Here is a 13013-nt window from a genome sequence, read left to right on the forward strand (position 1 = left end):
CCCGGACAGGGGCGGCCGGCGGTTACCCGCCTGCCGCCCCTGTTTCGTTTTTGCCGGGTCCCGCCGTCCTCAGGTGCCGCAGAACGTCTGGTAGCTGCCGAAGTCCTCCGGCGCTCCCTCGGCGTAACGCTCCAGCCCCGGCCGTTCCCGGTACGGGTCACGGACCACCTCCACGAGCCGGTTGAAGGGACCAACATCGCCGTCCGTTGCCGCGGCGAGCGCTTCCTCGACTAGGTGGTTGCGCGGAATGTAGGCAGGATTGACCCGGTCCATCAGGCCGGCGTCGGGCTGCACGGCCAGCCACCGTTCTGCCCAGGCGTCGAAGACGGCGAGATCCAGGACCATGCTTCGGGCGGGGCGGGAGTTTCCCCGCGCTGCGTGCCCGAGGTTCCGGAAGAACCGCGTGTAGTCCATCGGCCCGTCCTTGAGGATGGCGATCACGCCGTCCACGAGTTCGAAGGCTTCTTCCGCCTCAGGGCTTCCCGCAGCACTTTCCCTGATTCCCAGCTTTGTTTTCATACCGGCGAACCAGGCGTCGCTGTACTGGCGGCGGAACCCGCCCAATGCCTCCACTGCGGGGGCTACGGCCTGTTCCTGGTCTTCATTGATGAGCGGCAGCATTGCCTCGGCGAGGCGGGCGAGGTTCCATTCAGCCATCACGGGCTGGTTGGCGTAGGCGTAACGGCCGCCAACGTCGATGGAGCTGTAGACCGCGGCCGGGTTGAAGGCATCCATAAACGCGCAGGGCCCGTAGTCGATGGTTTCCCCGGAAATGGTCATATTGTCTGTATTCATCACGCCATGGACGAAGCCCACCAGCATCCATTGGGCCAGCAGTGGGGCCTGCGCAGCCACCACCCCTTCGAAGAGGGCGAGGTAGGGGTTGTCGGCCCGGGCAGCGGCGGGGTAATGCCGGCTGATGGCATGATCGGCGAGGCGGCGCAAAAGGTCCATATTGTCGGTGGCCCGCGCGTACTGGAAGCTTCCCACCCGCAGATGGCTGCTGGCCACCCTCGCCAGGACTGCTCCGGGAAGCATGGTGTCGCGGCGGACCGGGCGGCCGGTGGCCGTGACAGCAAGGGACCTTGTGGTGGGGATGCCCAAGGCGTACATCGCCTCGCTCACCAGGTACTCCCGCAGCATGGGCCCGACGACGGCACGCCCGTCGCCTGCCCGGGCGAAGGGCGTACGGCCGGAACCTTTCAGGTGGATATCGCGGAGCCGGCCGTGCACATCCGTCACCTCGCCGAGCAGGAGCGCCCGGCCGTCGCCCAGCAGGGGTGAGTATCCGCCAAACTGGTGGCCAGAGTAGGCCTGTGCCACCGGCGTCGCCCCGTCCGGGATGTGGTTTCCCAGGAGGAGCCGGACGCCCTCCGCCGACCGGAGGTATTCCGGATCCAGTCCAAGTTCGGCCGCCAGTTGCTCGTTAAGGACAAGAAGCTTGGGGTCCGGCGCTTCCTCTGCCTGCCAGGGAACAGCCAGTTCCGACAATTCCCGGGCAAACAGCCCGTCAAAAGTGATCGTTGATTCAGCAGCAGCTGTCATTCTTCAAGCCTTCCCTCGTGGTGTGTTTTCCGCGGCGTCGAATCGCGTGAAGAACACCCGATAATTCACTTTCTACCCCATGGTTTTGTTTGGCAATGAGCTCCCGGGCCCTTCCCGTGTCCGCGGCGCCGGGTCAGCCCAGCGCCGCCGTTCGGGAAGAGGTACCCGCTGCAGGTCGTGGGCAGCTACCACCCTCACCTGCGCGGCACGTGCGTTTGCCTGCGCAGCGAGCAGGGTGACGTCGTCGTACCGTGACGAAAAGTGGGTCAGCACCAGGGTGCCGGCCCCGGCGCGGCCGGCCAGTTCCCCGGCCTGTCCGGCGGTGAGGTGGCGGTATTGGCCGGCGAGCGCGGCGTCCTCGTCGCTGAAGGTTGACTCCGCGACGAGGAGGTCCACACCGTCCGCAAGGTCTTCTGCACCCTCACAGGGCGCGGTGTCCATCACGAAGGCAAAGCGTTGGCCGCGCCGGGGAACGCTCACATCGCTGAGGCGGACGCCGGCCAGGCTGCCGTTGCGCTGCAGCCGGCCCACGTCCGGGCCCCGGATACCGGCAGCGGCGAGGCGGTCCGGAAGCAGCGTGCGGCCGTCGGGCTCTGTGAGCCGGTAGCCATAGGTTTCGATGCGGTGCTTCAGCGGCCGGATCTCCAGCCCGTCGGCCACGGTTGCGCTTCCGGCATGGGGGTGGAGGCGCAGGTCGATGCCGGGCGAACTGACGGACACGAGGGCGCGGACCACGTCCTCGCCGGATGCGGGATAGTGGAGATGGACCGGGTGCGCCACGCCGTCCAATGCCATGCGGGAAAGCACGCCGGGCAGGCCGTAGCAATGGTCACCGTGGACGTGGGTGAGGCAGATGCGGGTGATCGAGGAGGCTGAGACGCCGGCATAAATCATCTGGCGCTGGGTTCCTTCGCCGGGATCGAAGAGCAGCCCGTCACCGTCCCAGCGCAGCAGGTAGCCGTTATGGTTCCGGGTCCGGGTGGGAACCTGCGATGCAGTGCCTAGGACAACGAGTTCACGCATGGCGTTTGACAAACCAAAAGCAGGTTCCGGGAAGGCCCGGGACCTGCTTTTGGCTCATGCTCGTGGCGTTCATGCTGGTGGCTCAGTGCCGCCTGAACATTCCCATGATGCGATGGGCCATGCCACCGGGCTTGGCGCCCATGGCACCGGCGGAGTTGGGCGTCCGGCCGGTGGTGTTCATCCCGCGGCCCCGGACCGTCCCGCCCGTGCCGCTCCTGCCTGCGAATCGTTCAGCGGCGTTCCTGATCCTGCTTCCCAAGTTCATGCGAAACTCCTTCAGTCTTGATCCTGCCGAAACTGATATTCATCAGTGGGCTTATTAGTTTAACCCCGTTTTATCCCCGGGCCAGAGGCAGGAGCCCCTATTCATCAGGTGGGGGGATACAGGCTTCCACCCTCAGCGTTCGAGGTCGTCAGGCTCAAACTCACTGAGTGGGGACCCGCCGAAGTTTTCCTGGTCGTCGCTGGCGTCGGCTTCCCGGCCGGTGGGATCTTCGCCGAAATCCACGTCGGCCACCGCTTCTCCAAGGGTGGGAGTAGCCGCCGGCACCTGCTCGTTGCCGGCGCCGTCGCGGGTTGCCGCCATGTCGTCCCGCAGCGTTTGATCACTCAGGAAATCCTCCTCCTCGCCGGAGACTTCGTCCTGGAGCAGCGGATCCTCCTGCCAGCGGTCCGGGTTATTCTCCGCGGCACCGGGATAGCTGTCCGGCTGGCCGCTGGTGACTGGGTCAAGTTCCAGGGAAGAGGCCGCACCGGGAGTTTCGTCCAGGAGCACGTCGTTTTCCTCGACAACCTCAAGCTCGTCGTCAGGCAAGTTCTGTTCCGTCATGATGATGCCCTTTCTCGTGACCGGCTTTGCCAACAATAGTAAGCATACTGACGAATGGGGTGCGGTGGGAATCCGGCACCTGCGGATGCGGTTCAGTGCAGGAGCCAGGAGCTGTCATCGGGATGTTTGGGCTTCCGGCGCAGTTTGCGGATCAGCACAATAAAGGGCCAGGCCAGCAACTGCAGCAGGCCTGCGGTCAACAACAGGCTGATGATCAGGACAATGACTGGTGAATAAAGGAGAAAAACTCCCACTGCGGTTGCAATATAGCCGCCAAGAAGCTCCAGAACCGCCGAAGCGTCCAATGCCACTGTGCATCCCTTCGGGATCGCCGGGGAGGTCAATACCCAGCCTGAATACAACCCAGTTGAAATACGTGGCCGCTTACTTCCTAACGGTTGTTTAAGCCTACTCCCCCGCCGCTTCCGCCGGAAGAAGCTGCACCACGCAGTGCCATGGGCATGACCTTTGGCCCTACAGCTCCCGCCGTGCGGGTGTCAGTCTTGTAGGTGTCCCCGCGCCAGGTATTCGCTTCGTCCCACGCCTGTCCACTTCCTCAATCCAGGTCCAAATCCCATGAAAAAGACCGTTGCAGTCATAATGCTGATCCTGGGGATCCTCCTGTCCCTCGCTGGCCTTGCTGCCGCAGCCGGCGGCATCGTGGCCCTGGCCGTAGGATCCGCACAGCGTGATGGATACCTCACTGCCGGCACAGCCCGGCTTTCCGTGGCTTCCGCCGCCTTGACCTCACCCCGGTTGGGTGCCATGGGCGAGGATATTCCCGGGCGTGTGCCGTTCGACGTCGGCACGCTCCGGCTGCGCGTAGCTTCCGCCGATCCCGGCAAGGCTGTTTTTGTCGGCATCGCCCCGCAGTCCGACGTCGACAGGTACCTTTCCGGGGTACATCGCTCCGAACTGCTCGACGTTGACCGTTCACCTTTCCGTGCCGAGTACCGTGACATTCCCGGCTCCACTGCGCCTGCGCCTCCGGCTGGCGAGGCCTTCTGGCAGGCTTCGGCGTCGGGCCCCGGAGAGCAGGAGCTGACCTGGAACATCACCGCCGGGAGTTGGGCCATAGTGGTGATGAACGCGGACGCCAGTCCGGGAATTGACGTCCAGGTGCAGCCCGGGTTCCGGTCCGACCTGATCCGGCCGGCAGCCACCGGGCTGCTTGTGGGCGGAATTATCGCCCTGGTGATTGGGATCCCGTTGCTGATTTTCGGCGCTGCCGGCCTGGGGCGGCATGCCGCCCCGCGTTCCTCCGGGTCCGCTTACGGGGCCGGACCAGCGGGCGGCCCGGTGCCACCGGCCAGGCCGGGCGCGCCGGCAACCCCAGGTGGTACTGCCGCCGGGGTGGCACCTGCGGGATGGGCACCCCCGGGAGGAAGCCCGCCATCCGGGAGTCAGCCTCCCGGGGTTCAGCCTCCGTACCGGGAGGTGCCCGCAGCAGAAGCCGACTGGGCCCCCTACCCGGCCCGGCTCTCCGGCGAGATTGACCCCGCGCTTTCGCGGTGGATGTGGCTGGTGAAGTGGTTCCTGGCCATTCCGCACTTCATCATCCTGTTCTTTTTGTGGTTTGCGTTCGCCGTCACCACGGTTGTTGCCGGCTTCGCCATTTTGTTCACCGCCCGATACCCCCGGGCCCTGTTCGATTTCAACGTCGGCGTTTTGCGGTGGAACTGGCGGGTTGCCTTCTACTCCTACGCTGCTGTGGGCACCGACCTGTACCCGCCCTTCACCCTGGCCCGCACGAACTATCCCGCGGACTTCGAAGTGGACTATCCGGAGCGGCTCTCCCGCGGACTGGTCCTCATCAAGTGGTGGCTCCTGGCAATCCCCCATCTGATCGTTGTCGCCTTGCTGGCCGGCGCCACGTGGACCTGGGGCTCAGGAACGGGCGATTTCGGGACGAGCTATGAAAGGGGAAGGGGCCTGTCCCTGCTGGGGTTGCTGGTCTTTATCGCGGCAGTGGCCCTGCTCTTTACTGGCCGGTACCTGCGTCCACTGTTCGATCTGATACTGGGCATCAACCGTTGGATCTACCGCGTGTTGGCCTACACGGCGCTGATGCGCGACGAGTACCCGCCGTTCCGTCTGGACCAGGGCCCCCGTGAAACCGCCGCCCCGGCCACCGGGCCGCCCTTCCAGCCGGTCCGCCCGCAGTGAAGAATGGATTCAAGCCGGTACGGGCTGCCCTTCATCGGCGCGGGCCGGTCCTGAAGACAATGGGAGCGCTTGAGTGAAAAGGGAGGAGCCCGGACCGGATGGAGCAGCAGATCCTCCGGAGCCGGTCCGCGTCTTTATTCTTGATGATCATGAGCTTGTCCGGCAGGGACTGAAGGACCTGCTCGAGGGCGAGGGCTTCCTTGTGGTCGGTGAGAGCGGGTCGGCAGCCGAAGCGACACGAAGGATCCCTGCTCTCCGGCCCGACGTCGCGATCCTGGATGGCCGGCTCCCGGACGGCACCGGAATCGAAGTGTGCCGGGATGTCCGCTCGCTCAACCCCCGCCTGCGGTGCCTGATCCTTACTAGTTATGACGACGAGCAGGCCCTGCGCGGCGCGGTTCTGGCAGGAGCCTCCGGTTACGTTTTGAAACAGATCAGGAACGATGACCTCCTCGCGGGCATCCGCAGGGCGGCCGCGGGTGAATCACTCTTCGAGCCCGGAGCTGAGCTACGGATCATTGCCGGCCTGTCCAAAGCGGCCACTGACCCGAGGATGGAGGCGCTGAGCGCGCAGGAGAAGAAGGTCCTCTCGCTGATCGGAGAAGGAATGACCAACCGCCAGATCGGCGCCGAACTCTTCCTCGCCGAGAAAACCGTCAAGAACTATGTCTCATCCATCCTGGCGAAACTGGGCTTCGAAAGACGAACCCAGGCCGCTGTGTTTGTCATCCGGCAGGGTGCGGACCCCCAGTAAGGGCGACGGCGGCCGGTACCCTCAACTGCGCGCTTCACCACTTCGGTCATTGGCAACAGGCGGACCACTCAATCCGGGTCCCCTTACCTGGCGCACTGTGGATGGTACAGGTACCGCCGAGCAGCCCGGCCCGGTCCCGCATGTTGGCGAGGCCACTGGCTTCAAGCGGTTCATGGAAACCTCTGCCGTTGTCGGCTATGCGAAGTTCCACCTGCTTCCGCCCGGCCGACAAGGTGACCTGTATGTCGTCGGCCCCCGAGTGCCGCATCGCGTTGCTCAACCCTTCAGAGAGGACCGAGAGCAGGTGGCCGGCAACATGATCGGGGACCGTGCCATCCACCGGCCCGGAAAAGTTCACTTGCGGCAGCAGGGAATAGCTGCGGGAGCTTTCCCGCACCACCTTCATGACGCGGCTGGTCAGCGGTTCCCGTTCGTTGTCCCCGGTCCGGAGCGAATAGATGGTGTCCCGAAGGGTCCTGATGGAACCGTCAAGTTCAGCCGTCACTGCATCGATGCGCTCAATGGTTACTGGATCCCGGATGAAGCGGCGCAGGCTCTGAATGCCCAAACCCGCTGCGAACAGGCGCTGGATGACGAGGTCATGCACATCACGTGCGATCCGTTCCCGGTCCCTGAACAGAAGATTTTGTTCACGGAGGGCATGGACACGGGCCAGGTCAAGGGCCAAACCAATCCAGCGGCCAAAGAGGGAGCTGGACTCCAGGTCGGACTGGCTGTAGGCCGTTGACCCGCGTGGCCGTGCGAGCAGCAGCACGGGCCTGTCACTGCCGCCGCGCCCGAGCGCACAGACCAGCACGCAGCCCAGCTTTTCTGCCACCTCATGGTCGAACACCTGCCCGGCATTGCGGGCCGAACGCGACTCGCCTGTTGCAAGAACCGCGGAAACCATTTCGGAAGCGGGCAGTTCCCGCCCTGCCTGCAGCCCTTGCACCCCCACAGATGACTGGCAGCGGAAAACGCCATCACCGGCCGGAACAGCTATGAGAGCCATCGCCGATTCCGAAACCCGAAGGGCAGTCTCGGCAACCAGGGCAAAGCTGTCCAGATCCTCCGTTTGAGCCGGCAGGATGAGGCGGTCACTCAACGCCATCCCCGCCTCCAGCCAGTCCTGGCGGCGCATAGTGCCGTGTTCCTGCGTATGCAGGAGCTCGTCGGCGCGGGCAACCACCTCGCGCAGGAGATTTCCAACCCTTTGTTTCAGGGGTGGGCGCCACGGCTCAGTGCCCATCTCCAACCTCCTGCGACGACTGCCCGCGTCATTGCGGGCGTCAGCGCCTAACCAGTGTCAGGGAGCGTTGGTCTCCACCCCGCAGCCGTCGCCTTCGCCTGAGCACAAAGGGATGTTAGCCACAAGTCTAAGAGCCCTCGCCCAGGCGGGAAACCGGTTGGTGCGAGATTAGGTACTTCCGGTTTTCGGCACCTGATTTCCGAGGGCAGGCTCAAGGCAGCAGCATGGACAATCGTGGCGCGGAAAGCCACTATTGGGCTGAAAGCCGAACTGTCCAGGAGCGCGGTGAAGCCATGCAGGAGCCAAGGTCCATAGTTGCCGGCTACGACGGCTCGGCTGAAGCTGCGGAAGCGGTCCGCTGGGCGGCACGCCACGCGCACCGTCGCGGCCTGGCCGTGCATGTGGTGCATTGTTCCATCTGGCCGCTGTTGACCAGGCACCTTGGCCCTGTCCCGGGCGTCTCGGACAGCGGATTGGAGAGGTCAGCCGAGTCAATCCTTGAAGAGGGACTTGCCCACGCGAAGGCTGCGGCGCCAGGAGGGGATGTTGAATCAACCTTGCTGCACGGCCTGCCTGCCCCGCACCTCGTCGGGATATCGGCCCGGCAGGAGATGCTTGTTGTCGGGAGCCGGGGGCTGGGCGGATTCCTGGGCCTGGTGGTGGGCTCCGTCAGCCTGGAACTGGCGGCCGCTGCTTCCTGTCCCGTAGCCGTCATCCGTTCTGATCTCCATCCGGATGGACCAGTGGTGGTGGCAGTCGATGAAAGTGGCTCACCAACTGCGCTGAAGGATGCCTGCACGCTGGCGTCGGCATCCCGTGCGGACCTCGCGGTGGTCCATGTCCGCCACACACCTGCCGGATACCGCCGCTTCCGTGACAACCCTGAGGCGCTCGCCGCCGCTGAGGAAGTCCTCCGGACCGCCGTCAATTCTGCCCGCATCCACGCCCCTGGGGTCCGGGTGGAAGGAACCCTCCTCACCGATTCATCCATTGCCCACGGCATCCTCGACGTTTCCGGGGATGCCGCGATGGTGGTATTGGGCAGCAAGGGCCGTGGTCTGGTCAAGGAAACGATCGGTTCAACAGCCCACGCCGTCCTTCACCACGCGCGCGGGCCTGTCCTGGTTTCGCGCCATGTCCCCGACAACAGCAGATGAGGCTGCTGCCGGTATGGCACCCTCGGATCCCCGGAACGTAGGCTGAACCAATACAGAGCATGGGCTGGACAGGGTGAGTGGTGGCTGCAGTAATTCTGGGGTGGAACCCAAAGGGAGTGAACCGCTGGGACTACCGCGCCGCCGTCGAACGGGTGACGGAATCCGGGCGGATCCTCGCCCGGTGGAACGTTGGCGGCTCCCGGAACATCCTGCCAGGGACAGAGGTCTGGTTGCTGCTGCAGGGCAGCAGCGATGCAGGTCGCGGCCTGATCGGCCATGGGATGGCCATGTCAGCCTCCGCGGAACCCGTTGGACGTGAGGAAGGTGACGCCGGGGACGGGTACTCCAGCATTGAGTTCGACGCGCTGCTCCCCATCGGAGAACAGATACGTCCCGACGTCCTCAAGGCAGGAATTTCGGGCCCGATGTGGGGGGAGGGCATCGCGGGGCCGGTTCCTGTCCCGCAGGCTGCGGAGCCTGAACTCCGCAGGCTCTGGCGGGAGCAGGGGCCAGTGGCCGCCAGCCACGCCGAACTGGTTCCCGGGACCTTCCCGCCTGAGGCTGTGGCGACGATCGACGTGAACCGCTACGAGCGGGACGTTGACGCGAGCAGGGTCTGCCTGGCATTCCACGGGAACTCCTGTGCTGCCTGCGGCTTCTCCTTCGAGGCTTTCTATGGCGACGCCGGCACAGGCTTCATTGAAGTGCACCACGTAGTACCGCCGGCGATGCTGAAGGGCGGATACAAACTGGACCCCGTGGCTGACCTGGTGCCGCTCTGCCCCAACTGCCACGCTATGGCGCATCTCGGAGTGGTCCCGCCCCGGACCGTTTCGGAATTGCGCACCATCATCGCGGCCGCCGGGCATCTGCGGGGCCAAGTGGTCAGTGAGCATACCCTGGAAGCGCAGGCTGATGCCCGGCGGATCCTTGAGGGGCCCCACGACATACAAGGTTCGGGCTGAGGCGCCCGGCATGACCAGGGAAAGGGGATTCGGCGGTCCGCACTGGCGCAGGGTGCTGGCAGCCCTGGCCAACAGTGACGCCCGGACCGCCTACGCGCAAATAATTCTGGGGGCAGGCAGGCCGGACGTTCTTGCCGGATTGAAGGATCACCGGCGGGACCGGGCCCTGGCCATACTGATCGAGTCGGGGCTCGTGGAACGAACAGCCTCCGGCGGACTGGCGGCACCGGAAGGGATTTACCGCGACCTTCTTGCCCAACAACCCCGGCGGCAGGCGAAAACCGGAGTGGACCGCTTCCTGCGACTCGGCAGGATCGAGCGGTATCCGGCGAACGTGGCCGAGCGGCGGGAACTCCTGGCCTGGATTGCCGGCGATGCCATCCGGTCCGGCGAAAACCTGACGGAAAAACAGGTCAACGAGCGGCTCCTCAGCTATACCGACGATGTTGTGCTTCTGCGCCGCTACCTGGTGGATTTTGGCATGCTGCAACGTACAGCGTCAGGCTCCGCCTACTTCCGGCCGGAGGAAACACCGGCCGGGTAGAACGGCCGCCCCCGTACTGGTGCAACTGCTCGTTGAACGCTGCCTCTTGACTGTTGCAAAACGTTTTGCCTATAGTGATGCAGGCAACATACAAAACGTTTTGCAAAGGAAGCGAAGTCGATGGCGACGAAGGTGAACATCCGGGACGTAGCGAAGGCAGCAGGCGTTTCTGTGACCACCGTGTCGCACGCACTCAGCGAAACACACAGCTCCAGGGTCAACGCCCAGACCGTGGAGCACATCAAAGCGGTAGCCGGGAACCTCGGCTACGCGCCGAACCGGCTGGCAAGCGGGCTGCGCAACCAGCGCTCCCGGATCCTGGGCCTGGTCAGCGACGAGATCACCACCACCCCTTTTGCCGGCGCCATGATCCAGGGCGCACAGGACGCCGCCTCCGAACACGGCCAGCTGCTCATGGTGGTTAACTCCGGCCTCGACAACGAACTCGAGCGCCAGGAAATCCGTGCACTGCAGCAGCACCAGGTGGACGGCGTCATCTACGCCCGCATGTACAACCAGCGGGTATCCGTTCCCGCGGAGCTGGAGGCAATGCCGGCCATCGTGCTGGACGCCACCTCGGACAACCCGGGGCTGTCCTCAGTGGTGCCGGATGAGTTCGGCGCCGGCCAATCCGCCGCAGAACTCCTGGTCGCGGCCGGCCACCGCCGGATCGCCATGATCAACAACGAGGACGACATCCCGGCCGCCCACGGACGCCTCGATGGTTTCCGCGCCGGGCTGGCCCGGCACGGCATGCAGCTGCCCGCGGACTGCCTGGTGACCAGCCGGCCCAGCACCGCCGGTGGGCGGGCAGCGGCACTGGAGCTGCTGGCTGCTGCAGACCGTCCCACCGCCCTGTTCTGCTTCAGCGACCAAATGGCCATGGGCGCCTACCAGGCGGCCGGCCACCTTGGCCTGAAGATTCCGTCCGATGTCTCCATTGTGGGCGTGGACAACCTGGAGCTCATTGCAGACGCCCTCTGGCCGGGCCTGTCCACCATGGCCCTCCCCCACTATGAGATGGGCCGGTGGGCTGTCCTGAAACTCCTCGAGGAGCTCGAGAACCCCAAGGCACCGCGGGTGCACGAAAAGGTGGCCTGCCCGCTTGTTGAGCGGGATTCGGTCGCTCCACCCAAAAACTGAGCCAGGGCTGTACCCCACCCGGGCACAGCCAGGACTTTTCCCAAAAAAACGGGAACGCAGCCGTTGCAGCGGCCGCGTTCCCAGCAGGACCGACATCAATCACCCTGTCCAAGCAGAAAGACTGACCCATGAACAAGAAGTTCACGAAGATCCTGGCGACCAGCATAGCCGCAGCCGCCCTCACTGCCACCCTCGCCGGCTGCGGCAAGGGCAGTTCCTCGTCCACAACCGAAAGCTCCACAGAGATCACCATGTGGACCCACGCCGCCGGAAACCCGGCGGAACTGGCCGCCACGCAGTCGATCGTGGACTCCTATAACAAGAGCAGCGGCGCCAAGGCGCAGATCAAGGTGCAGGCTTTCCCGCAGGAGTCCTACAACGATTCCGTTGTTGGGGCCGCGTCGGCCGGCAACCTCCCGTGCATCGTGGATATTGACGGGCCCAACGTTCCCAACTGGGCGTGGGCGCAATACCTCACGCCCCTGAAACTGTCTGCGGACCTTACCAAGAACCTCCCCAGCACCGTTGCCAAGTGGCAGGGCGAGACCTATGCGGTTGGGTACGGCGACGTCGCTTTGTCCATGTTTGCCCGCAAATCTGACCTCGCCGCGGCAGGCGTCCGCGTGGCCACCATCGAGAAGCCATGGACGAAGGACGAGTTCCAGGACGCCCTGACCAAACTCAAGGCGCTGGGTAAATGGGACTACCCGTTGGACATGGGTACTGCCGGAACGGGCGAATGGCTGCCCTATGCGTACTCACCGTTCCTGCAGTCCTTCGGCGGAGACCTGATCGACCGCAAGGATTACCAGTCGGCTGACGGAGCCCTTAATGGCGACAAGGCTGTGGAATGGGCCAAGTGGTTCCGCGGTCTGGCGGATCAGGGCTTCATGGCGACCAAGAGCGGGAAAGATTCCACCCAGGACTTCCTGAACAACAAGAGCGGCCTGCTCTACACCGGTTCCTGGGCAGGGGACAAAACCCGGGAGGCCCTGGGAGATGACCTGGCGGTCATGCCCTCGGTGGACCTGGGCAAGGGTCCCAAGATCGGCGGAGCTTCCTGGCAGTGGGGCGTCACCAGCGGCTGCAACAATACGGAAGCCGCGATGGACTATCTGTCCTATTCCCTGAAGCCGGAAAACGTGGCTTCCGTGATCAAGGCAACGGGAGGCATCCCTGCCACTGATGAAGCCGCCGCCTTGATTCCCGCTTTCGCCGAAGGCGGCGCAAACCGGGTCTTCATGGAGTTCTCCCGCAACTACGCCGTGATGAGGCCGGAGACCCCCGCTTACCCGTTCATTGCCACCGAATTCGGCAAGGCCACCCAGGACATCCTTGCCGGAGCGGACCCGCAGGGTGCGCTGGACAAGGCAGCCAAGGCGATTGATGCCAACATCAAATCCAACGGCGGCTACCAGAAATAGCCGGCAGATCCGGAGGTACGACGACGGCCGGCAAGTGCCGCCGTCGTCGTACCCCAGGTCCCTGTCAAGGAGACTCCCATGACCCTCAGCCCGCTTCCCACCCGTCCTCCAGAGGCCGTCGCGGCCGCAGCAAAGCAAAGCAGCAGCCCCACCCGGCACCGCCGCCCCCGCCCCGGTTTCCTCCGCGAACAGATCAGCGGTTGGGGCATGATCG

The 13013-nt window shown here is 64.7% G+C and carries 13 protein-coding genes; 7 read left to right on the top strand and 6 right to left on the bottom strand.

The features are described from left to right. Positions 1-69 precede the first annotated feature (69 nt). From FNL14_RS05380 to FNL14_RS05400, 5 genes are all read right to left on the bottom strand, one after another. Positions 70-1545, bottom strand: coding sequence for a YdiU family protein (locus FNL14_RS05380; protein ID WP_142058273.1), 1476 nt, complete (start codon positions 1543-1545; stop codon positions 70-72). A gap of 72 nt (positions 1546-1617) precedes the next feature. Continuing rightward, positions 1618-2568, bottom strand: coding sequence for a ribonuclease Z (locus tag FNL14_RS05385; protein ID WP_142058275.1), 951 nt, complete (start codon positions 2566-2568; stop codon positions 1618-1620). A gap of 82 nt (positions 2569-2650) precedes the next feature. Continuing rightward, the gene (locus FNL14_RS05390; RefSeq protein WP_142058277.1) at positions 2651-2833 is read right to left on the bottom strand and encodes a hypothetical protein; all 183 of its coding nucleotides are present in this window, start codon (positions 2831-2833) and stop codon (positions 2651-2653) included. A 132-nt stretch (positions 2834-2965) separates the two neighbouring features. Beyond that, the gene (locus FNL14_RS05395; RefSeq protein WP_142058279.1) at positions 2966-3397 is read right to left on the bottom strand and encodes a hypothetical protein; all 432 of its coding nucleotides are present in this window, start codon (positions 3395-3397) and stop codon (positions 2966-2968) included. Between the two features lie 92 nt (positions 3398-3489). Then, positions 3490-3708, bottom strand: a complete 219-nt coding sequence (locus FNL14_RS05400) for a hypothetical protein (protein WP_255470712.1) — start codon at positions 3706-3708, stop codon at positions 3490-3492. A gap of 265 nt (positions 3709-3973) precedes the next feature. Between FNL14_RS05400 and FNL14_RS05405 the strand changes: the two genes are divergently transcribed. Then, positions 3974-5563 carry a DUF4389 domain-containing protein gene (locus FNL14_RS05405; RefSeq protein ID WP_142058281.1) on the top strand — a complete coding sequence of 530 codons (1590 nt, stop codon included), beginning with the start codon at positions 3974-3976 and terminating at the stop codon, positions 5561-5563. A 73-nt stretch (positions 5564-5636) separates the two neighbouring features. Then, positions 5637-6317: a response regulator transcription factor gene (locus FNL14_RS05410; protein ID WP_142058283.1), complete on the top strand. Its 681-nt coding sequence runs from the start codon at positions 5637-5639 to the stop codon at positions 6315-6317. A 46-nt stretch (positions 6318-6363) separates the two neighbouring features. Here the strand turns inward: FNL14_RS05410 and FNL14_RS05415 are convergent, their stop codons facing one another. Beyond that, positions 6364-7566 carry a sensor histidine kinase gene (locus tag FNL14_RS05415; RefSeq protein WP_142058286.1) on the bottom strand — a complete coding sequence of 401 codons (1203 nt, stop codon included), beginning with the start codon at positions 7564-7566 and terminating at the stop codon, positions 6364-6366. A 224-nt stretch (positions 7567-7790) separates the two neighbouring features. Between FNL14_RS05415 and FNL14_RS05420 the strand changes: the two genes are divergently transcribed. The 5 genes from FNL14_RS05420 (at position 7791) to FNL14_RS05440 (ending at position 12799) form a co-directional block, all read left to right on the top strand. Beyond that, positions 7791-8723 carry a universal stress protein gene (locus tag FNL14_RS05420; protein WP_350223970.1) on the top strand — a complete coding sequence of 311 codons (933 nt, stop codon included), beginning with the start codon at positions 7791-7793 and terminating at the stop codon, positions 8721-8723. An 80-nt stretch (positions 8724-8803) separates the two neighbouring features. Next, entirely contained in the window at positions 8804-9688 is an 885-nt protein-coding gene (locus FNL14_RS05425; protein WP_142058288.1) for an HNH endonuclease, read from the top strand. A gap of 10 nt (positions 9689-9698) precedes the next feature. After that, positions 9699-10232: a DUF2087 domain-containing protein gene (locus tag FNL14_RS05430; protein WP_142058290.1), complete on the top strand. Its 534-nt coding sequence runs from the start codon at positions 9699-9701 to the stop codon at positions 10230-10232. Between the two features lie 120 nt (positions 10233-10352). Beyond that, entirely contained in the window at positions 10353-11375 is a 1023-nt protein-coding gene (locus FNL14_RS05435) for a LacI family DNA-binding transcriptional regulator (protein WP_142058292.1), read from the top strand. 128 nt (positions 11376-11503) lie between these two features. Next, complete coding sequence (locus tag FNL14_RS05440) at positions 11504-12799, top strand: extracellular solute-binding protein (RefSeq protein ID WP_142058294.1); 1296 nt, start codon at positions 11504-11506, stop codon at positions 12797-12799. The last annotated feature ends 214 nt before the right edge of the window (positions 12800-13013 follow it).

It is taken from the genome of Pseudarthrobacter sp. B4EP4b (assembly GCF_006680095.1).
Classification (GTDB): domain Bacteria; phylum Actinomycetota; class Actinomycetes; order Actinomycetales; family Micrococcaceae; genus Arthrobacter.